Genomic DNA, 22224 nt, shown 5'->3' with positions numbered 1-22224 from the left:
CGGCAACACCCTTCATCTCGTAGGCCTCCTGAAGCCTCGGCCCTTGTCAGCCCTTGGCGAGGGGCACCGCGACGAAGCGCGACTGGCCGCCGCTCTTCACGCGCATCAGGACGCTGTTCTTGTTGTCGGTCCGCGCCGCGGTGATGGCCTCGCGGACGTCGCCGGCGGTGGCCACGCTCTTGCCGCCGACTTCGAGAATCACGTCGCCTTCCTTGAAACCGCGTTCGGCCGCGGCGCTCTTCGGATCGACTTCGGTCACCACGACGCCTTCCTTGCCGGCGCCGGCCACCGAATTGGCGGGGGCAACGGTCATGCCGAGCTTGGGCACGTCGGTGCCCTTGCTCGCACCCTTGCCGCTGTCATTGTCGTTATCGGCCTTGGCCTCGACCGTGTTCGGCAGCTGGCCGAGCGTCATGTTCACGACCTTGTCCTGGCCCTTGTGCAGCACGTTAAGCTTCACAGTCGCGCCGGGCGCCATGCCGCCGATGGTGCGGGCGAGCTCGCGGGCATCCTTGACCGCTTCGCCGTTGACCGCGGTGATCACGTCGCCGGACTCGATGCCGGCCTTCGCGGCCGGACCGTTGGCCTGCGGCTCCGCCACCAGCGCGCCTTCGGCCTTCTTCATGCCGAGGCTGTCGGCGATGTCGGAGGTCACGGGCTGGATCTGCACGCCGATCCAGCCGCGGCTGACGGAGCCCTTGTCCTTGAGCTGGGCGACCACGCTCTTCACGGTGCTTGCGGGAATCGAGAACGCGATGCCGACGCTGCCGCCGGAGGGCGAGTAGATCGCGGTGTTGACGCCCATCACTTCGCCATTGGTGTCGAAAGCCGGACCGCCGGAATTGCCCTTGTTCACGGGCGCGTCGATCTGGATGAAATCGTCATAGGGACCGTTACCGATGTCGCGGCCGCTGGCCGAGACGATGCCGGCGGTCACGGTGCCGCCGAGGCCGAACGGATTGCCGACCGCGAGCACCCAGTCGCCGATCCGCGGCTTGGCGTCGGCAAGCTTGGCGAACGGGAAGTTCGAGCCGCCCTCGACCTTGATCAGCGCAAGGTCGGTGCGCTGGTCGGTGCCGATCACCTTGGCGCTGTAGGTCTTGCCGTCGTCGGTGGTGACCTCGACCTTGTCGGCGCCGTCGACCACGTGGTTGTTGGTCACGGCAAACCCGTCAGCCGAGATGAAGAAGCCGGAGCCCTGGCCCTGCACGACGCGGCCACGGCCGCCCTTCGCGCCAGGGAAGCCGTCCGGACCGCCGAAGCGGCGGAAGAAGCGCTCCATCGGCGAGCCCGGCTGGAACGGCGACTGGGCGTCATCGCCGTCATCGTTGCTCGCGGTCTTCTCCTTGATGTTGACCTTCACCGAGATCACCGACGGCTTCACGCGCTCGACGATGTCGGCGAACCCGACCGGACGCTCGACCTTGCGAACCTCGTTGTTGACCTGCGCATGCGCCGGGGTCGAGAACAGGTTCGCCGGCGAGGTCGACGGGCTGAAGCCATAGACAGCCGCGCCGAGACCGGCGACGACCGAGGCCATCAGCGCGAACCTGCGCGCGGAAAACACCGACCGGCGCGGCTGCCGGTAGGACGGAAGGTTCGAGGGGTCGATACGGTCGGACATGCAGAGATTCTCCAGGGCCTTGAAATCCATGTGGTGCCTGAGGGCGGCACCTTACGGTCCTGAAGATGGGGACTCGCGCCTTACCGTGCGCTGGCGGCGGGGTTAAACTTTTGTAATGAAGGGGGCTGCGGATGCGGCAGTTTAGCGCAGACGAAAATCGTGGCCTTTCAGGAACTTAACCACAGTTCCCTAACGGCGTGGCAGGCGCCCTTTTTGCGCGCTCAGCTCGCCCTGACGCTGACGATGAACTCGTCGACTTCTCGCTTCAAGGTCGCGGCCTGCTGCGACAGGTCGACCGCGGAATCCCGCGCTTCGGCGGCCATGCGGCCAGTCTCCGCGGAGGTCGAGGTGATCTGGACGATATGGTTGGAGACGTCGAGGGTGCCGTGCGCGGCGTTCTGGGCGCTGCTGGTGATCTCCTGCGTGGCATTGCGCTGCTGGGCGGTGTCGACCTCGATGCCGGACATGATGGACGAGATCTCCGACAGCGTCTTGGAAATGCCGTCGATCGCGCCGCGCGTCTCCGCGGTGATGCCCTGAATGCTGGCGACATGGGAGGTGATCTCCTCCGTCGCCTTGCTGGTCTGATGCGCCAGATTCTTCACCTCGGAGGCGACCACCGCAAACCCCTTACCGGCTTCGCCGGCCCGCGCCGCCTCGATGGTGGCGTTCAGCGCCAGGAGATTGGTCTGCGATGCGATCGCCTGCACCAGCTGCACGACCTCGCCGATCTTGTCGCCGGCATCCGACAGCGTGTGGATGGTGTCGCGGCTCCTCTCCGCCTGGGACGCCGCGCCCTCGGCGCGCTGGGTCGCGTCGGTGACGCGGCGGCTGATCGTGCCGATCGAATTCGTCATCTCCCCGGCAGAAGCTGCAACCGTCTGCACGCTGGCGCTGGCCTGGCTCGCGGCGCTCGCGACCGCATTGGCCTTGGTGCTGGTGTCGTTGGCCGTCCGCGACAGCGTCTCGGCGTTGCTCTTCAGATGCACCGCCGATGAGGCCACGCTGTCGACGACGCTGGCGACGAGATCGTTGAAGCGCTTGATCCGCTCGTCCAGGAATTTCGACCGTTCGGCCTGGTGCTGGGATTCCTGCAACTGCTGCTCGGTGAGCCGGCGACGCTCGACCCCGTTGGTCTTGAAGACTTCCAGCGCACCGGCGAGCAGGCCGATCTCGTTGGTACGGCCGAGCCCAGGAACCGGTGTCTGGAATTTCTGGTCGGCGACCTCGCGCATGGCGTGCACGATCGCCGCCAGCGGATTGAGGATGCCGTTGCGCACGGCGAACCAGGTGGCGAGGCAGATCGCGACGGCGACGATGGCGATCAAGCCGCAGGCCATCAGGAAATAGGAGAACGCGGCCTGCGCCTGATGATAGATCTGCATGGCGTGATCGCGCGCGGGGCCGCTCAGCGCGGCGAAGTCCGACGACAGGCTGGTGATTTCGTTGTTGAGATAGAGCACCGCGACGAAGCCGGTGCCGCCGCCGATGCCCAGCAGAAACAATAATGCAGCGACGACGGCGCCGACCAGGAAGCGGATCGTCAGATTGCTGTTCGCAAACATCAGGGGACTCAGAGTCAGGAAACGGGGCTCGCGACAAGCTTCCAGACAAAGGTCAAAATTGCATGAACCGCGCGGCCGCGGCGGTAGCACTACGGGATCAGGGCGACGTCATTTCGCTTACAGATTTGGGCTCGTCCGACATCAGAGCCGCGAGCCGCGCCTGCTCATCGGATGTCAGCGGCGGGGCTGGTACATCCGCACCGCTCCGCGAGCGGCGCCGGATTTGCAGCCACAGCGCCAGGCCACCGCCGATCAGCAGCAACGGCCCGAGCAGCCACAGCAACAGGGTTTGACGCTCGAAGCGTGGCTTCAGCAACACGAACTCGCCATAGCGCGCGACCAGGAAATCGAGCACCTGCGCGTTGCTGTCGCCGGCGCCGATGCGCTCGCGCACCAGGAGTCGCAGATCGCGCGCCAGCGGCGCATCGGAATCATCGATCGACTGGTTCTGGCAGACCATGCAGCGCAGCTCGCGCGACAGCTCCCGCGCACGGGCTTCCTTGGCGGGATCCGGCATGATCTCGTCGGGCTGCACGGCGTGGGCCGCAGGCAAGGCCAGCAGCATCAGCAGGGTGAACGCGGCCATCATCCGGCGCATCGGATCACTCCGCCGGCTGGAGGCGCTGCTTGGCCCGCGCCGGCTTCGGCGCGCCGACCCGCAGGCGCCGGTCGGACAGCGACAACACGCCGCCGAACGCCATCAGCACCGGCCCCCACCAGATCATGAGCACCATCGGCTTGTAATAGATGCGCACGGCGATGGCGCCCTCGGCATTGGCCTCGCCGAGCGAAATGTAGAGTTGGCTCGCGCCGCGCGTCAGCAGCGCGGCCTCGGTGGTCGACGAGCCGCGGGTGGTGAAGCTGCGCTTGGAGGGCGTCATGACACTGATCGGCTTGCCGTCGAGGCTGACGTTGAACTCGGCGATCATCTCGCGAAAGTTCGGACCCTGACGCTGCAGCAACCCGTCGAGCTTCGCGTCAAAGCCGGCGATGTGGGCGACGTCGTTCTGCTTCATCGTCGCGATGTATTCGCTGTTCCAGGTGGTCTCGCAGACGATCCCGATCAGCGCCACGCCGAGGCCGGCATGCGCAAGCGCTGCGCCCCAGGCCGAGCGCGGCAGGCCGCGCGCCCGGTGCAGCACGGTTGCGAACGGCAGCCGCACGAGGCCGGTCCGCTCGACGAGATCGGTGACCGCGCCGGCGATGACGAAGATTCCGAGCCCGATCGCGAGCGGCGCCAGCGTGCTGCCGCCGCTCGCCCAGCCCCAGGCGATGGCGACGGCGACGAGCCCGGCGACGCCCGCAGCGAGCAGACGCTGCGTCACGCCGAGCAGATCGCCGCGCTTCCACGCCAGCATCGGCCCGAACGGCACCGCAAGCAGCAACAAAACGAATAGCGGTGCGAAGGTGAGGTTGTAGAAGGGCGCACCGACCGACATCTTGAAATCGGCCAGCATCTCCATCGCCAGCGGATAGAGCGTGCCGAACAGCACGACCGCGCAGGCCACCGTGAGCAGCAGGTTGTTCAGCACCAGCGCCCCCTCGCGCGAGATCGGCGCGAACAGGCCGCCCTGCTTCAGCGACGTGGCACGGCCCGCGAACAGCGACAGGCTGCCGCCGATGAAAACGCAGAGGATGAGCAGGATGAACACGCCGCGGGTGGGATCGGTGGCGAAGGCGTGCACCGAGGTGATGACGCCCGAGCGCACCAGGAAGGTGCCGAGCAGCGACAGCGAGAAGGTCAGGATCGAGAGCAGGATGGTCCAGACCTTCAGCGCGTTGCGCTTCTCCATTACCAGGGCCGAATGCAGCAGCGCGGTGCCGGAGAGCCACGGCATCAGCGAGGCGTTCTCGACCGGATCCCAGAACCACCAGCCGCCCCAGCCGAGCTCGTAATAGGCCCAGTACGAGCCCATGGCGATGCCGAGCGTCAGGAATATCCAGGCGACCAGCGTCCACGGCCGCACCCAGCGCGCCCAGGCCGCATCGATCCGGCCCTCCATCAGCGCCGCGATCGCGAAGGAGAACGAGATCGAGAATCCGACATAGCCGAGATAGAGCATCGGCGGATGCACGGCGAGCCCGATGTCCTGCAGCACTGGATTGAGATCGCGCCCCTCGATCGGCGGATTCGCGATGCGCAGGAACGGGTTCGATGTCACGAGGATGAAGAGGTAGAAGGCGCTGGCGACCCAGGCCTGTACGGCAAGCACGTGCGCACGCAGCGACAGCGGCAGATTGTTGCCGAACGCGGCGACCAGCCCGCCGAACAGCGCGAGGATCGACACCCACAACAGCATCGAGCCTTCATGGTTTCCCCACACGCCGGTGATCTTGTAGAGCAGCGGCTTCATCGAATGGGAGTTCTCGTAGACGTTGGCGACGGAGAAGTCCGAGTTCACGTGCAGCATCACGAGAGCTATGAACGACGCACCGACGAACAGCAGCTGTGCCAACGCCGTGGAGCGCGCCACATTCATCAGCGCGACGTCGTTCAGGCGCGCGCCGATCAGGGGCACGATTGACTGAATAAGTGCGAGCGCAAGCGCCAGCACCAGCGCGTAATGTCCGGATTCTGCGATCACCGGATTGCTCCTTGCGGATTGCCCTGCGCGGTCGTCGCCGCTGGCTTGCCTGCATCAGACGTCTTGCCCGCGTCGGACGGCTTGTCGCTGTTAGAAGGCTTGCCGCCGTAATCGTCCTTCCAGTGCCCCTGTTTCTTCAGGGCATCGGCGACGTCCTTGGGCATGTAGGTCTCGTCGTGCTTGGCGAGGACCGTATCGGCCTTGAACACGCCATGGGCATCGAGCGCGCCTTCGGCGACGACGCCCTGCCCCTCGCGGAACAGGTCGGGCAGGATGCCCTTGTAGGCCACCGGCAGCTTGGCATTGCCGTCGGCGACCTCGAAGGTCACCGCGAGATTGTCACCGCGCTGGAGCGATCCGGGCTGCACCAGCCCGCCGAGGCGAAACCGCTTGCCTGGTTCGACGTGCTTCTCGGCGACCATGCTCGGCGTCGAGAAGAACACGATGGAGTCACGAAGCGCGTTGAGCACCAATGCGGCCGCGAGCGCGAGCACGGCGAGCGAGCCGCCGATGATGGTCATACGTCGCTGCTTGCGCGTCATGGCGTATCCGTTCTCCGCTGCTCTCGTCCCGACATCGTCATCCGCCGAGCCCGAGAGTCCTGAGGCCGTCGTTGAGCTGGCGCAGTCGCTCGGCGTCGCGGGCAACCGCCTGCCGGGCATCGGACGATGCCCCCATGGCCTTGTCGCGCTCGCCCATCACGAGATAGGCGCGCACCAGGCGCAGCCATCCATCGACGTCGTCGCCGTTCTGCTTCAAACGGGTGGCGAGACGGTCGACCATGCCGCGCACCATCGCGTTGCGATCGCCCTCGGCCATGTCTCTGGAAGCGGCGATCGTCTCGTCCGACAGCGCCGGCATCGTCCCGCCGCCGACCCGCACCAGCGAGGACTGCACCAGGGCACGCCACGGCGCGTCCGAGGGCGCCTTCGCGAGCAGCGCGCGCCAGATCGTGGCTGCATCGTCCTTGCGGCCGTCCTGCTCGGCGGCGAGGCCGAGGAAGTAGTTCGCCTTGGGATCGTCCGCGTTCAGCGCGCGTGCACGCTCGAATTCCGTCTTGGCCTCGACGGTCACCACACCGCCGGCGGCAGCCGAGATCGCTTCGCCGAGATCGGACCGGCGCTCCGCGCTCTCGCCATTGTAGGTGAGCGAGTTGCGATAGGCGCGCACCGCGTCGTCGAAACGGCCGAGCCGTTCCAGCACCGGCGCGAGCACGTTCCAGCCGCGTCCGTCGGTGGGATTCTTCTCCAGATGTTGCTGGACCTGAACCACGAGATTCTCGAGCGACTGCGCCACACCGGACCCGGATCCGCGCTCGCGCTCCGCCAGGGGAAAATCCTGAAGCCGAGGCGAGCCAAGTGGCATGTAGACGCCGATCGCAACGAGCGGCAGGCCGGCGAGCGCCAGCACAGCCGCCGCGCGGCGCCATTTGAGATTCGATTTCGGCGCCACGGCAAGCTCGATGGCGGGCTCGCTGGCGGCCGCGGCAAGCAGCCTGCGGCTGATCTCGACGCGCGCAGCCTCGGCATCCGGCGCGGGAATCATGCCTGCGGCGAGATCACGCTCGACCTCGGCCAACTGGTCCTTGTAAACGGCGACCTCGCTGCCCTGGTCTTGCGCGCGTCCATTGCGCCCAAGCGGCCAGAGCACGGCGAAAATCGCCGCGACCGTCATCAGCGCGAACACGAACCATAGCATCATCTGGCAAGCTTCCGGCAGCGCTCGAACCGCGCCCATAGGTGGCTTTACACCACGGCCGGACGCCGCGGCAATTGACAATTGTCAATTTAGCGCGACCGCGCGCGGCTCGAAACGGTGAAAATCCAACGGCTTAGCCGATTTCGAAGTCCGTGCTTTGCGCAGCGTCCTCGCCATGCCCGTTGAAGGCCTTCAGGAAGTATGTTCCTGGCTTGATCGCATCAGGCAATCTGATGCGCAGCGCTCCGACCGGAACCGGAGAGGCAACCCTCGTGATCGTCTCGGACAGTTGCCGACCGCTTGTCTTCTCGACCAGCACCACTTTGGCACCGACCATCAGTCTTTGATACTTGGCAACGATGACGCGGTTCTCGATTTCGATGGAGCTGATAACGGGTTTCATGCGCCCACAAATAGAAATTCCCCGGACTTGCACGGGGACCGTACGGCGCGCCGCCTGTGCGGTCAACCATAAATTGCGATCACGAAAAATACTCTTAAATCAGCCTGCGCGCGACGATTTGCGCTCGCCGGTCGCTGCGTTCTCCGCGGCCCGGCTCATCAGCGAAGCGTAATCATCGCCAAACAGCACCTGGCAGAAGCGAATCGCGGCCTGCACCTGCTGCTGCCTGTAGGTGCGGACCTTGTGATCGGCGGCGCGCAGCGACTGCACCAGCTGCTCGGTCGAGCGCTCGACATATTGCTGGAGGTCGGAATAGGTGCGCAGCGTGACCTCGTTGATCGCAAGCTCGCTGGCGTAGTTGCGGCAGGTCGCGACGAAATCAATCAGCGCCGCGGTTTCCTCCACCTCGGTGCTGTCGATCCGCGCCCCCGGCGGGATGTCCTTCTCGGGGCGCTGGCGCAGGATGCGGCGAACGCGGCCTGGAACGCTGTCGATCTCCGATTGCAGCGCATTGGAGATGTCGGCCCGGATCGAGGTCAACTGCTTGCCCCAGGCGGAATCGTTACGCAGGTCGAGCTCGGTGCGCAGACCGCGCACGCCGTCGTGCAACGCCTTGAGGTTGCCGGCAACGTTGTCGAAATGGCCGCGCTTGATGTCCATGCGCAGGGCGGCGGCAACACAGGACAGATCGTGCAGCGCGATCGTGACGGCAGCGCCGTAGGGCGTCGCCGCGACACGGATCTCGTCGTCGGACGCGGCAATCTTGATGGCGAGGCGGATGATCTGCCACGGCGCGGTCATCCGCTGCACCACGATCGACAGCGCGAACGGCAGCATCTGCGGCGTCTGCAGGACCGGAATGTTGAGCGCCGACGTCACCGAGGCGATCTGGGAATCGCCGAAGGCGCGCAGAGTGCGCGGCAATTTCTCGTTCAGGCTTGCGATGGCCTCCCGGACCTGGAGCACCGCTCCGATCGAATAGAGATCCTCGATCACGTTGGGCGGGCCGACGCGGGCGAGCGCACGCGACTTGTCGCCGCCGCCGGGACCGGTCAGCTCGAAAATGGCGTCTGCCGCGACCGCCTGGAGCTTCTGCGCCAAGGCCTCGACCTGCCCCGCATTATCGGCGGGCATGCGCGCCAGCGCCGCCTCGAACTCGTTCACCTTGTCCGGCGCACCATCGCGGCCCAGCCATTGCCAGATCGGCTGGAGCGAGGTGCGACGGATCTGGCCGACCCGCAGCGGGACGCCGGCCTCGATCAGGAACGGTTCCAGCGCCTGGAACAGCAGCCGTGACAGATCGTCCGTGCGCGGCGGCGGGGCTTCATCGGCTTCCGACTTGCGGACGATCTTGCGCAACTGCTCGAGCACCAGGGTCGCGACAGCCGTGTCCTGGCCGCGCTCCAGCGCGCGCTCGAACTCCCGCATCAGCAGCGCCTGTGCCTGCGGCGGGAGCTGCGCGAGATATTCCCTCAGCCGCTCGATCGATGTCTGGCTCATACGCCCGGGTTATGCACGGTAAAATGGCGGACATGGGATGCGTCCGGCGCGATCATAGGAGGCCCCCACTTAAGAAGCCGTTTAGCAAGTGTGGCCAAATCCCGCCGGTTTGCTGCGGCCGGGCATCGGCGGGGACGAATAATCTCGCTGAAACAATGGACTATATGCCCGGAAGGACCAGTTCGGCGCGCAGGCCGCCGGTCGGCGCTGCGCCGAGCGTGAGGCTGCCGCCATAGAGCGCCGCGAGGTCGGTCACGATCGACAGCCCCAGCCCCGACCCGGGCTTGGACTCGTCGAGCCGCTGGCCGCGCCGCGAGACCTGCGCGCGCTCGGCTTCCGACAGGCCGCGGCCGTCGTCATCGACGATGATCCGCAGCCGCGGGCCCACCACCGCCTGCGGCGGCGTCTCCACCAGAACCTCTATGAAAACGCGCGAGGCCGCCCATTTGCAGGCGTTGTCGACGAGATTGCCGACCATCTCCTCGAGGTCCTGGCGCTCGCCGCGAAATTTTGCCGAGGGATCGGCCTTGGCTTCGACCGCGATGCCGCGGTCGCGATGGATCTTCTCCATGGTCCGCCGCAGTGCCTCGATGGCGGGCGCCACCTCCGTCACGGTCGCGACCACCGAGACCCGCGCTGCGATGCGCGCGCGCTCCAGATGGTGCGCGAGCTGGTCGCGCATCACGTCGGCTTGCTCCATCACCTTGGCCGCGAACGGTTCCGCGGCGTGGGCGCCGGCCTCGTTGACGATAACCGAGAGCGGCGTCTTGATCGCATGGGCGAGATTGCCGACATGAGTGCGCGCGCGCTCGACGATCTCGCGATTGGCATCGATCAGCGCGTTGGTCTCGCGCGCCAAGGGCGCGATCTCGACCGGGAATTCGCCCTCCAGCCGTTCCGCCCGCCCGGAACGGATGTCGGCGATCGATTCGGAGATGCGCTTGAGCGGCGCCAGGCCGAAGCGGACCTGGAACACGGTCGTCAGCAGCAGCACGATGCCGAGCGCGGTGAAGGTGCCGCCGAGATAATAGTCGAAGCTGCGGGTCTCGTCGAAAATCTCGGTGTCGTCGCCGGCGACGCTGACGAGAAACTTGCCGTCGGCGCCGAGATCGACGGGACGCTCGACCATGCGCAGGTTCTGCCCCTCGGGACCATCGACGTAAGCGAGCCGGATGCCGGCGGCGGTGAGCTCGGTGCCCTGCTCTTCCAGCTTCGGCAGCTTCTTGTCCCAGAGCGAGCGCGAGGAGCGCACCTCCGGCTTTTCGGTATCGGTCCGCGTGATCTGCCAGTACCAGCCCGACAGCGGCAGCTCGAACAGCGGCTCGCCCAGCGACTGGAACTGGCGATCCGGCGGCTCGTCGGGGGTCGCGACCTCCGCGATCAGGGTGCGGAGATAGAGATTGAGCCGACGATCGAAGGCGCGCTCGGTGGCGTTCTTGTAGACCGACGACAGCACCACGCCGGTGATGGCCAGGATCACCACGAGCCAGGCGGTCGCCGACAGGAACAGTCGGTTCGCAAGCGAGCTGGCGGGCATCGGAATGATCCCGGAGGCGCGAGGTGGTGGCATGGCGTCGGCGGTCATAACCGGACCAAGGCCCCAGTCAGACCGCTCGTCAAGCCCCTTGAGGCGGCGGGGTCAGGAGATAGCCGAGGCCGCGCACGGTCTGGATGATGTCGACGTCGAGCTTCTTGCGGATGCGGCCGACGAACACCTCGATGGTGTTGGAGTCGCGGTCGAAATCCTGGTCGTAGAGGTGCTCGACCAGCTCGGTGCGCGACACGACGCGGCCGGAATGGTGCATCAGGTAGGCCAGAAGCCGATATTCGTGCGAGGTCATCTTGATCGGATTGCCGGAGACGCTGACGCGGCCGGTCCGGGTGTCGAGCGTGACCGGACCGCAGCTGAGCTCGCTCTGGGCATGGCCGGTCGAGCGGCGCAGCAACGCACGGATGCGCGCCAGCACTTCCTCCAGATGGAACGGCTTTGCGACATAGTCGTCGGCACCGGCATCGAAGCCCTGCACCTTGTCGCTCCAGCGGTCGCGTGCGGTGAGGATCAGAACCGGCATGGTGCGGCCGTTGCGGCGCCAGGCCTCCAGCACCGAGATGCCGTCCTTCTTCGGCAGGCCGATGTCGAGCACGACTGCGTCATAAGGCTCGTTGTCGCCGAGATAGTGTCCCTCCTCACCGTCGAAGGCGCGATCGACGACATAGCCGGCGTCGGTCAGGGCCTTGGTGAGCTGGCGATTGAGATCGGGGTCGTCCTCAACAACGAGCAGGCGCACGTTTCTCTCCAGACATAGGCCGCATCAACACCGCGCCAGATGAGCAATTCCGGCGTGAACTGAATATGAACGCGGGGAACCCGCCGCGTTACTTTTTGGTCATATACGACGAGTCTGCAGCCCACGCGACTGCGCCCGCCATGCGACCGGACGAGCCGGCAGCATGACGGGCGCAATGTGCCGCGTTCCGCGGCGAGCTGGAAAGTCCGCCCTTCCCGTGAATTCGTCAGGTCCGGAAGAACACGAACCAGACGACGGCGAGGATCAGGATCGCAAGCCCGGTCGAGATGGCGAGCAGTGCGGCGACGGACGGCCCGGGCTCGCCCTGGCGCGCTTCGGTTGCCGTTTCGACGATCTGTTGCTGCTCTCGCTTGATGGCCATGATGCCCTCGATCCCTGCGTGTCGCCCCCGGTGACCGCGACCTCATCGCAGCCGTATGTCCGGAGCCAACGCCCGATCCGATATGATGTTCCGAATTTGCAGTGCGATCAGACCGCAACCTGCCGCCCGGCGGCCGGTTAACGCAGTTGGCGAATTCAACCATCGACCTCGCTATGATTCGTTGGTCCCCGATGGTATTCTGGGACGTTGTCCTCTGTTGCGTTTGGAGTAGCCCATGGCCCCCCGCGCCAATTGGAAGGGTTTTCTGCGTTTGTCGCTCGTGACCTGTCCGGTCGCGCTCTATCCGGCCACTTCGGATACCGAGAAGGTCTCCTTCAACCAGATCAACCGCAAGACCGGCCACCGGATCAAGTACCTCAAGGTCGACGCCGAGACCGGCGACGAGGTGACCTCCGAGGACATCGTCAAGGGCTACAAGGTCGACACCGACACCTATATCGAGGTCACCAAGGACGAGCTCGACGACATCGCCCTCGACTCGACCCACACGATCGATATCGACGAGTTCGTGCCGAAGGCCGACATCGACAACCGCTATCTGATCCGCCCCTATTATCTCGTGCCCGACGGCAAGGTCGGCCATGACGCCTATGCGGTGATCCGCGAGACCATCCGCAGCATGGACAAGGTCGCGATCGGCCGCGTGGTGCTGACCAACCGCGAGCACATCATCGCGCTCGAGCCGCTCGAGAGCGGACTGATGGGCACGCTGCTGCGCTATCCCTACGAGGTCCGCAGCGAGACCGAATATTTCGACGACATCCAGGACGTCAAGCTGACCAGGGACATGCTCGACCTCGCCAAGCACATCGTCGAGAAGAAGTCCGGCGCATTCGAGCCCGAGCTGTTCGAGGACCATTACGAGACCGCGCTGATCGATCTCATCAACAAGAAGCGCAGCGGCGCCCCGATCACCGCCAAGGCCGCGCCGAAGGGCGGCGGCAACGTCATCAACCTGATGGACGCGCTGAAGAAGAGCATCGCGAACGAGAAGGACGTCCCCGCGGCGAAGGTTGCCAAGGAAGCAGTCAAGGCCAAGAAGCCGAAGAAGCGCGTCGAGGGCCAGCGCGAGATGCTGTTGCCGATATCGGGCAAGGGCGGCAAGGAAGCCGCGGCCAAGGCAGCGACCACGCCGAAGAAGGCCGACAAGCCGGTGCGCGCGCCGGCGCGGGCGAAGAAGGCCGGCTAGCCGCGTCGCCCCGCGATCGCGCCGTGATGCCACCCCTCGCCGGTCAGGCGGCCTGACATGCCCTGGTCGACGGCGTTCGACGACCCCGTTCGCGTGAGCAGCAAATTGCAATTGCTCACGCTTCAGGAGGCGGCCGACTACATCATGCAGCTGCCCGAGGACGCCCAGCACGAGCCGCGCTGGCAGACCGCCGTCGAGACCCTGATCAATGCGGCCGAAACGGGCGGCGGCTGGGTGATGTTCGCCCGCATCGCGATGTTGCGGGCGCTGAATGCGGACCGGCGCGATTGAGCGCCTGACGAACAGGCTCAACAATCGGTTAAGCGGTCGCACGATGGTGCCCTGACGGGCGCAGCGGACGCGCAGCCCGGCCGAGCCCCTGCCGAGATGAATTCATTTGGACGGATCGATGGAACCTTAATTTAATGAATGCCGTCGTATGAGCAGAGGCGCGTCCGCCCGGGCTTAATTCTTTTGGCGCGCATAAAGACTTATTCGATCTATTTGCAAGTCCGACAATGACGCCGCCATACGTTGGATCGGATGAACGGGAGTTGGCAATGCGTTTGCTTAGGTCCTTCCTTGCCGATGAGAATGGTGCAACCGCGATCGAGTACGGCCTCATTGCCGCAGGCATCGCGCTGGCGATCATAACGGCCGTGAACACCATGGGCGGCGCCCTTCTCAACAACAAGTTTGTCGCGATCAGCACGGGGATAAATCAGTAGCCCGGTCCCCGATTTGGCCGGCCAACACCGGCACTATCGCCACGGCATTCGGCTTCCCCTGTCATTTCCAGACCGACGCGCCTGCAGCAGCGCGCCTGCGTGACGGCCCGCCACAGCCCACCCATGTCCCTCGCCCGGGCCATGATCTGGGTCAACAGCAACACAGCCGCGCCGTCTAAGCATGGAGGCCGCGTTTCCTCCCTGCCGGCCTGTCCATGCATCCAGACCTTCCGCGCTCTCAACTGAAGATCCGCCGCGTCCGGCTCGATACCGGCCGCGAGAACGTGGTCGTCGTCTCCCGAGAATCGAAGGCGCTGCGCGCCGAGATCTTCCGCGGCTTCAGCCGCGTCGAGCTGCGACATGGCGACAAGGTCCTGCTGGCGACCTTGCTGATCACGGACGACGACACGCTGGCAGCCCGGGATGAGATCGGTCTCTCTGAACCCGCGTTCCGGCGCTTCGGGCAAGGCGTGGGCACGCTGGTCACGGTCAGGCCCGCCGCGCCGCCGGAGAGCCTGGAGGCGGTGCGCGCGAAGATTCGCGGGCGAACCCTGAGCCAGGCCGAGATCAGCGCGATCATCAACGACCTCGCGCATTACCGCTATTCGGACATGGAGATCGCCGCCTTCCTGATCGGTTCGGCGAGCTTCATCACCAGCGACGAGTTGCTCGCCCTCACAGGGGCGATGGCGCAGGCCGGCACGCAATTGGTGTGGCCGGCCCCTGTCGTGGTCGACAAGCATTGCATCGGTGGCATCCCCGGCAATCGCACCTCGATGGTGGTGGTGCCGATCGTCGCGGCGCACGGCCTGCCGATCCCGAAGACCTCCTCGCGCGCCATCACCTCGCCTGCCGGCACCGCCGACACGATGGAGGTCCTGGCGCGGGTCAATGTCGGCGTCGAGGAGATGAAGGCGATCGTCTCGGCCTGCAACGGCTGCCTGATCTGGGGCGGGCATGTGAACCTGTCGCCGGCCGACGACGTGCTGATCTCGGTCGAGCGCCCGCTGAGCCTCGATACCCGCGAGCAGATGGTCGCCTCCATCATGTCCAAGAAGATCGCGGCGGGCTCGACGCATCTGTTGATCGACATTCCGGTCGGGCCGACCGCGAAGGTCACCAATGGCGTCGAGGCGATGCGGCTGCGCAAGCTGTTCGAATTCGTCGGCGACCGCTTCGGCCGCACCGTCGAGGTGATCACGACCGACGGAAGCCAGCCGATCGGCAACGGCATCGGGCCGGTGCTCGAGGCCAATGACGTCATGGCGGTGCTCGGCAACGACAAGGATGCGCCGCGCGACCTGCGCGAGAAATCGCTCCGCCTCGCCGCCCATCTCCTCGAATACGATCCGAAGCTGCGCGGCGGCGCCGGCTATGCGAGGGCGCGCGAACTGCTCGACAGCGGCGCGGCGCTGAAGCAGATGCAGAAGATCATCGACGCCCAGGGCCCGTCGACCTGCAGCAGCGAGCTCGGCTCGCTCAGCTTCGACGTCAAGGCGGCGCGTGACGGCATCGTGTCCGCGATCGACTGCCTGCGCCTGAACCGCCTCGCCCGCACCGCCGGCGCGCCGCTCGACAAGGGCGCCGGCATCCGCCTGTTCAAGAAGATCGGCGATCGCGTCGAGCAGGGCGAGCCGCTCTATCGCGTCTACACGTTCGACCACCCCGAGCACGATCTGGCTGCCGATGCCGCCACCGAGGAGAGCGGTTACGTCGTCAATGGTCACGAGCCCCTCCCGGGCAAGCCGGCGCCGTGAGCACGATCGCGCTCCAGACCCTGCCCGGCGGCAGCGATGCGGCGAAGCGTCTCGCGGTAAGGCTCAGGCTTGCCTGCGGCGAGATCGCCGTGCACCGCTTTCCCGACGACGAGTTACGCGTCGCCATCGCGCCGGCGACCGACACCACCATCCTCTATGCCCCGCTCGATCAGCCCAACGACAAGCTGATCGCCCTGCTGTTCGCGGCAGAGGCGTTGCGACGCAACGGCGCGACGCGGCTGGTGCTGGTCGCGCCCTATCTCTGCTATATGCGGCAGGATGCTGCGTTTCATGAAGGCGAGGCCGTCAGCCAGCGTGCCATGGGCAAGCTGCTTGCGACGACCGTGGATCGCATCATCACGGTCGATGCGCATTTGCATCGCACGGCCGACATCCGGTCGGTCTTTCCGGGTATCGAAGCGGAGAACCTGTCCGCCATGCCTGTCATCGCGACCGCACTCGCAAGCGGCGGCATCGACCCCGCAACCATCGTGGTTGGACCCGACATGGAGTCCGAACCTTGGGTCAGCGACATCGCGAGCCGGCTGCGATTGCAGCACACGGTGGCGCGAAAGACGCGGCACGGCGATCGTTCCGTGGCCATCAGCTTTGCCGATCCCGGCCTGCTCGCGGGACGACCGGCGCTGCTGGTGGACGACATTGTCTCGTCCGGAACCACGTTGATGGCCGCGGCGAAGGCGCTGATTGCGATGGGCGCGACCGCCGTCGACGCGGTCATCACGCACGCGCTGTTTCCGCCTGCGATGATCGGTGCATTCGCCGAGGCCGGCATGCGCTCGGTCCGCTCGACCGACAGCGTGCCGCATCCGACCAACGCGATTGCGCTCGACGAAAGTCTCGCAGCCGCGTTGCGGTCCGAGCTGACGACGACACATCTTCCGGAGACGACGCCATGAGCATCACCGTTCGATTTTGCGGCGCCGCCCGCACCGTGACCGGTTCGAGCTACCTGTTCCAGACCGCGACCGGCCGCTTCCTGGTCGATTGCGGCCTGTTCCAGGGCCAGAAGACGCTGAAGGAGCTCAACTACGGCGCCTTTCCGTTCCGTCCCTCCGATATCGATGCCGTGCTGCTCACGCACGCCCATATCGACCATAGCGGCCTGTTGCCGAAGCTCGTGCGAGGAGGCTTCGAAGGACCGATCCTGGCGACGCGCGGCACCATCGACCTCTGCTCCTACATGCTGCCCGACGCCGGCAGCATCCAGGAATCGGAAGTCGCCCAGCTCAACCGGCGCAACGCCTCGCGCGGCCGCAAGGAGGTGCAGCCGATCTACACGCAGGCCGATGCGATCGCATCGCTGCAATCGTTTCGCACGGTCGACTATGAACGCTGGGCCGACGTGATCCCGGGCGTTCGCGCGCGCTACTGGAACGCCGGCCATCTGCTCGGCTCGGCCTCGATCGAGCTCGAAATCGCCGAGCCGGGCGCTTCGCGTCCGATGCGCGTCCTGCTCTCCGGCGACGTCGGGCCGGAGGCCAGGCTGCTGCAGCCCGATCCCGAAGCGCCGACCGATTTCGACTACGTCATCTCGGAATCGACCTATGGCGACCGCCTGCGCGAGGCCACGACACCTGCGCTCCGCCGCAAGCACCTCGCAGCCGAAGTACGCGACGCCGCGGCGGCCGGCGGCGCACTGCTGATGCCGGCCTTCGCGGTCGAGCGCACCCAGGAGCTGATCGTCGATCTGGTCGACCTGATGGAGCACGGCGAGATTCCGACCGCGCCGATCTTCCTCGATTCGCCGCTCGCGATCCGTGCCACCGAAGTGTTTCGCCGCCATGCCGACAGCCTCGACCCGTCCGTCAATGCCGCCCGCCTGCTCAACTCGCCGCATCTCAAATTCACCGAGACCGCGGACGAGAGCAAGGCGATCATGCGTCTGTCCGGATTCCATATCATCATTGCCGCGAGCGGCATGTGCGATGCCGGCCGAATCCGTCATCATCTGAAGCGCTGGCTGTGGAACGAGCGCGCGACCGTGCTGCTCGCCGGCTTCCAGGCCAACGGCACGCTCGGCCGCTTCCTGCAGAACGGGACCAAGGCCGTACGGATCCAGGGCGAGGAGATCAAGGTCGCGGCCCGCATCCGCATGATCGACGAATATTCCGGCCATGCCGACGCCGCCGGCATCGCCGGCTGGATCGCCGCGCGCCGGCCCATCGCCCGCGGACTGTTCTTGGTCCATGGCGAGGAAGCGGCGATCGCAGGGCTCGCCGAACGCGTCGCCGAGCGCATCGTTCCGGCGGCCAGGGTCTATCAGCCGCTGCTGGACGACATCTACGAGCTCGCCGCGCCCGAACCGCGCGTGCTCGACGTCGATCACCGCCGGCGTCTCGCACCGGAGGCCGTGACCCGCCTCGACTGGCACAACGAGATGTCCGCGCTGGTACTCGACATCAACGATGCGGTCGGCGCCGCCGCCGACGATCGCGCCCGCGGCGTCATCATCCGCCGGCTGCGCCGCGCGCTGGAGGACAAGGCGTAAAGCGTTGGCGTATTGGGCATCAACGTCACCAGACTCCGTCATTGCGAGCGCAGCGAAGCAATCCAGAATCCCTCGGCGGTTAGACTCTGGATTGCTTCGTCGCAAGAGCTCCTCGCAATGACGGAGTGCGGGGCGATGACATCGCCTCAACGCGCCTCTCTCGTGTCCCGGACGCGCTGCAGCGTGTTTACGCTGCTGCGCAGAGCCGGGACCCAGCTTGCTTCACCTCCGCTGATGCATGGGCCCGGCTCTGCGCCGCATCACACCGGACGATGCTTCGCATCGCCGAGAGTGCTGCGGCGCGTCCGGGGCCCGGGACTGATTTCTGGCGATGGACATAGCTTCCCATCCTCGCGGCGAATCTCGCCCGAGCTTTGCTTGCGTCTTGCACCCTCTTCGAAAGCAAGGGCGCAGGGAAGGCCGGGCGCCGGCTGGCACCCGAAGTCCCGCGTGTGCGAAAAACGCGCACGGGGTTGGACGACAGGTGTGCCGGTCGCCCGGCCTTCCCTGCGCGATGGTTTTTACGGTGTCCTTCGCGCTCTCCTCGGGGAGCGATGCACTATTGCCCCCGTCGCCTTGCGGTTGATCGATGCGCTTGCCGGTTGGCCGCGACATCACCGCAAGCCTTGACGCCAGACCTCGGGCGTCAGGACCACACGACTTCTCCGTCCGCGCACGTCTCCATCCGCGTTCCCGATTGCTGGCGTGCGCTCGCCATCGAGACCGGACAGAGACGCTGTCAGCGCCGTGTCGTACCACGCCTGCCGCTGCTCACGGTTTCCCGCCCTGCAGCTCCATCGCGCGCCGACGCCGTCGCGGCCACCGCATCCCGGCCCGCGTCTCGTGACGATCGCGAAACGCCCCTTGTGGCGGGCGGGATGACGCAGCTTGTACGGTAAAGCCGAACTTCTGTAAGTACGAATATTTTGACGTGGGAGGATCGACCCAGCGCTGGCGTGTTTTGCCCGTCGGGCAGCACAAGGGATTGTGGGTGGAATGGTCCAAGCCGCTACGAAAACCGGCCGGCGCGACCGCCCATCCTGAAAATCAAGCTGCTCTCAAGGAAAACAGGAGCACGTCCCAAGACTTCAGCGAAGCCGGAACTGGCATCCCGGCCTACAGCTGAGATCGCCTGCCGTTCGCCCTGGCATCGCGAAATGCGTCACGATACCGCCGCACGGCCCATTTCGATCACGTAGAGCGAGAAGCACACATGGCCGTCACAACAAATTTTTCCGCCGGAATCCTCACCGTCCTTGGCAACGGTCACAACAATTCGGTCGTGTTAGGCCGCAATGCGGCGGGGACCATCGTCGTCAACGGCGGCGCGATCGCGATCAAAGGCGGCCCCGCCACGGTCGCCAACACCAAATTGATCCAGGGCTTCGGCCAGGACGGCAACGACATCATCACCATCGACGAGAGCAACGGCGCGATGCCTGCGGCGAATCTGTTCGGCGGCGCCGGCAATGATACGCTGACCGGCGGGTCCGGCGGCGACATGCTGTTCGGCCAGGCTGGGAACGACACGCTGCTCGGCAAGGGTGGCAACGACCTGCTGTTCGGCGGCTCCGGCAATGACGTGCTGGTGGGCGGCGACGGCAACGACCAGATGTTCGGCGAAGCCGGCAACGACCGCATGATCTGGAACCCCGGTGACGACAGCGACCTGATGGAGGGCGGCGAAGGCATCGACACCGCGGAGGTGAACGGCGGCAACGGCAGCGAGACCTTCGCCATCACGGCCAATGGGGCGCGCGTGCGCTTTGACAGGGTCGATCCGGCGCCGTTCTCGCTGGACATCGGCACCACCGAGAATCTCGTGGTCAATGCGGGTGGCGGCGACGACGTCATCACCGCAACAGGCAATCTCGCTGCACTGATCAATCTGACGCTCGACGGTGGAGCGGGCAATGACACGATCCTCGGCGGCAATGGCGCGGACCGTCTGCTGGGCGGCGAAGGCAACGATTTCATCGACGGCAACCAGGGCAACGACACCGCACTGCTGGGCGCCGGTGACGACACCTTCCAGTGGGACCCCGGCGACGGCAGCGACAAGGTCGACGGACAGGCCGGGAGCGACACCCTGCTGTTCAACGGCTCGAACATCGCCGAGCACGTCACCCTGTCCGCCGCCAATAGCGGACACGTGCTGCTGACCCGCGACATCGCCAACATCACGATGGATCTCGACAGCATCGAGACCATCACCATCGATGCGCGCGGCGGCAGCGACAACATCGTCGTCAACAACCTTGCTGGAACCGATGTCAAGCAGGTCAATGTCGATCTCGGATCAGCCGGCGCCGGTGACGGCGCGGCCGACACGGTGACGCTGGTGGGCACGAACGGCGCCAATGCGATCCAGATCTCCGGCTCGGGCACGTCGGTTGCGGTCGCGGGACTGCCGGCCGCCGTCACCATCACCGATGCGGAAGGCGCAAACGATGCACTCGTGATCGAAGGCCTCGGCGGCAACGACACGATATCGGCCGCCATGCTGGCCGCCGGAGTCGTGCACCTGACCATCGACGGCGGCGCCGGCAACGACACCATCCTCGGCAGCGGAGGCAACGACACCCTGATCGGCGGCGACGGCAATGATTTCATCGACGGAAACCAGGGCAACGACACCGCGCTACTGGGCGCCGGCAACGACATCTTCCAGTGGAATCCGGGCGACGGCAGCGACACGGTCGAGGGCGGCACCGGCGTCGACACGCTGCGGTTCTTCGGCGCCAGCATTGCGGAAACCATGGCCGTCTTGGCGAACGGCGACCGCGCCCTGCTGACGCGCGACGTCGCCAACATCACGATGGACCTGCACGGGGTCGAGCACGTCGACATCCACGCGCTGGGCGGCACCGACCACATCACGGTGGGCGATCTGACCGCGACCGAAGTCACGCGGGTCAACATCGACCTCGGCGGCCCGGCCGGAACGCCGGACGGCGCCGTCGATACCGTGGCGGTCGATGCCACCCAGGGCGTTGACACGTTCGGTGTCAGCGGCAATGCCGGCGGCGTAACGGTGTTCGGCCTGCACGCGAGCACCCACCTGACGTCCGTGGACGCGACAGATCAACTGACGCTCAATGGCCTCGGCGGCGACGACGTCATCGACGCGAGCGGGCTCGCCGCCGGCGTGCTGCAGCTGACGATCAACGGCGGAATTGGCAACGACACCATCCACGGCAGCCAGGGCGACGACCTGATCAGCGGTGGCGACGGCAACGACGTCGCGTTGATGGGTGCCGGCAACGACACCTTCGTCTGGAATCCCGGCGACGACAACGACACGATCGAGGGCCAGGCCGGCAGCGACACCCTGCTGTTCAACGGCGCCAACATCGCTGAGAACATCAACATCTTCGCCAACGGATCCCGTGCCGAGCTGACGCGCGATGTCGCCAACATCACGATGGACACCGGCGGCGTCGAGACGATCACATTCAATGCCCGCGGCGGCGCCGACAAGATCACGGTCGGCGACATGACCGGCACCGACGTGACGCAGGTGAAGATCGACCTCGGCGGCAACCCCGGCAGCCCCGGCGGCGACGGCGCGGTCGACAACATCGTGATCAACGGCACCGGCGGGGACGACGTCATCACGCTGTCCCTCAACAGCCATGGCGCGCTGGTGATCGACGGCCTGGCCAGTCAGGTCGTGATCGAGAATTTCGACTTCAACGACACCATCACCATCAACGGCCTCGGCGGCGACGACGTGATCGAGGCGTCCGGCGTCGGCCCGGGCGGACCGCATCTCGTGTTCGACGGCGGCGCCGGCGACGACGTGCTGATCGGCAGCGCGGGCAACGATACGCTGCTCGGCGGGCTTGGCGACGATGTGCTGATCGGCGGCGGCGGCCTCGACGTGCTGGACGGAGGGCCCGGCGACAACGTCGTGATCCAGTCGTTGCTCGCCCACGCGAACTTCCACGCGGGCACGCTGGTCTGAACACGCGA

18 protein-coding genes are annotated in these 22224 nt (G+C 66.1%); 7 read left to right on the top strand and 11 right to left on the bottom strand.

Going from position 1 to position 22224, the window contains the following annotated elements; genetic code table 11:
• Positions 1-46: 46 nt before the first annotated feature.
• The 11 genes from CIT40_RS11940 to CIT40_RS11890 all read right to left on the bottom strand — a co-directional run bounded on the left by CIT40_RS11940 (position 47) and on the right by CIT40_RS11890 (position 12045).
• The gene (locus CIT40_RS11940) at positions 47-1624 is read right to left on the bottom strand and encodes a Do family serine endopeptidase (RefSeq protein ID WP_094896315.1); all 1578 of its coding nucleotides are present in this window, start codon (positions 1622-1624) and stop codon (positions 47-49) included.
• Between the two features lie 221 nt (positions 1625-1845).
• Entirely contained in the window at positions 1846-3189 is a 1344-nt protein-coding gene (locus CIT40_RS11935) for a methyl-accepting chemotaxis protein (protein WP_094896133.1), read from the bottom strand.
• 97 nt (positions 3190-3286) lie between these two features.
• Entirely contained in the window at positions 3287-3787 is a 501-nt protein-coding gene (locus CIT40_RS11930; protein ID WP_094896132.1) for a cytochrome c-type biogenesis protein, read from the bottom strand.
• Positions 3788-3791: 4 nt separating this feature from the next.
• On the bottom strand, positions 3792-5774 hold the full coding sequence (locus CIT40_RS11925) for a heme lyase CcmF/NrfE family subunit (protein WP_094896131.1): 1983 nt from the start codon (positions 5772-5774) through the stop codon (positions 3792-3794).
• Entirely contained in the window at positions 5771-6316 is a 546-nt protein-coding gene (gene ccmE, locus CIT40_RS11920; protein WP_094896130.1) for a cytochrome c maturation protein CcmE, read from the bottom strand. The genes CIT40_RS11925 and ccmE overlap by 4 nt, the downstream gene beginning before the upstream one ends.
• A gap of 37 nt (positions 6317-6353) precedes the next feature.
• Positions 6354-7475: a c-type cytochrome biogenesis protein CcmI gene (gene ccmI / locus CIT40_RS11915; RefSeq protein ID WP_094896314.1), complete on the bottom strand. Its 1122-nt coding sequence runs from the start codon at positions 7473-7475 to the stop codon at positions 6354-6356.
• Positions 7476-7605: 130 nt separating this feature from the next.
• A complete protein-coding gene (locus CIT40_RS11910; protein WP_094896129.1) occupies positions 7606-7875 on the bottom strand; it encodes a hypothetical protein in 270 nt (89 codons plus the stop codon).
• Positions 7876-7974: 99 nt separating this feature from the next.
• Positions 7975-9375 carry a hypothetical protein gene (locus tag CIT40_RS11905; RefSeq protein ID WP_094896128.1) on the bottom strand — a complete coding sequence of 467 codons (1401 nt, stop codon included), beginning with the start codon at positions 9373-9375 and terminating at the stop codon, positions 7975-7977.
• 160 nt (positions 9376-9535) lie between these two features.
• The gene (locus CIT40_RS11900) at positions 9536-10912 is read right to left on the bottom strand and encodes a sensor histidine kinase (RefSeq protein WP_094896127.1); all 1377 of its coding nucleotides are present in this window, start codon (positions 10910-10912) and stop codon (positions 9536-9538) included.
• Between the two features lie 79 nt (positions 10913-10991).
• On the bottom strand, positions 10992-11663 hold the full coding sequence (locus CIT40_RS11895; RefSeq protein ID WP_094896126.1) for a response regulator transcription factor: 672 nt from the start codon (positions 11661-11663) through the stop codon (positions 10992-10994).
• 226 nt (positions 11664-11889) lie between these two features.
• Positions 11890-12045: a hypothetical protein gene (locus CIT40_RS11890; protein ID WP_167443337.1), complete on the bottom strand. Its 156-nt coding sequence runs from the start codon at positions 12043-12045 to the stop codon at positions 11890-11892.
• A 235-nt stretch (positions 12046-12280) separates the two neighbouring features.
• Here CIT40_RS11890 and ku point away from each other — a divergent pair, with 235 nt between their 5' ends.
• From ku to CIT40_RS11855, 7 genes are all read left to right on the top strand, one after another.
• Positions 12281-13255 carry a non-homologous end joining protein Ku gene (gene ku, locus CIT40_RS11885; RefSeq protein WP_094896125.1) on the top strand — a complete coding sequence of 325 codons (975 nt, stop codon included), beginning with the start codon at positions 12281-12283 and terminating at the stop codon, positions 13253-13255.
• A 57-nt stretch (positions 13256-13312) separates the two neighbouring features.
• On the top strand, positions 13313-13546 hold the full coding sequence (locus CIT40_RS11880) for a hypothetical protein (RefSeq protein ID WP_094896124.1): 234 nt from the start codon (positions 13313-13315) through the stop codon (positions 13544-13546).
• 269 nt (positions 13547-13815) lie between these two features.
• A complete protein-coding gene (locus CIT40_RS11875; protein WP_094896123.1) occupies positions 13816-13983 on the top strand; it encodes a Flp family type IVb pilin in 168 nt (55 codons plus the stop codon).
• 215 nt (positions 13984-14198) lie between these two features.
• Positions 14199-15740, top strand: coding sequence for a thymidine phosphorylase family protein (locus CIT40_RS11870; RefSeq protein WP_094896122.1), 1542 nt, complete (start codon positions 14199-14201; stop codon positions 15738-15740).
• The gene (locus tag CIT40_RS11865) at positions 15737-16657 is read left to right on the top strand and encodes a ribose-phosphate pyrophosphokinase (RefSeq protein WP_094896121.1); all 921 of its coding nucleotides are present in this window, start codon (positions 15737-15739) and stop codon (positions 16655-16657) included. Before CIT40_RS11870 ends, CIT40_RS11865 begins: the two co-directional genes overlap by 4 nt.
• Entirely contained in the window at positions 16654-18249 is a 1596-nt protein-coding gene (locus CIT40_RS11860; RefSeq protein WP_094896120.1) for an MBL fold metallo-hydrolase, read from the top strand. Before CIT40_RS11865 ends, CIT40_RS11860 begins: the two co-directional genes overlap by 4 nt.
• 1213 nt (positions 18250-19462) lie before the next feature.
• Positions 19463-22216 (top strand): beta strand repeat-containing protein, encoded by a 2754-nt coding sequence (locus tag CIT40_RS11855; protein ID WP_094896119.1) that lies wholly within the window; start codon positions 19463-19465, stop codon positions 22214-22216.
• Positions 22217-22224 lie beyond the last annotated feature (8 nt).

It is taken from the genome of Bradyrhizobium amphicarpaeae (assembly GCF_002266435.3).
GTDB classification, from domain to species: Bacteria; Pseudomonadota; Alphaproteobacteria; order Rhizobiales; family Xanthobacteraceae; genus Bradyrhizobium; species Bradyrhizobium amphicarpaeae.
This window is presented reverse-complemented; position numbering and strand designations above follow the sequence as displayed.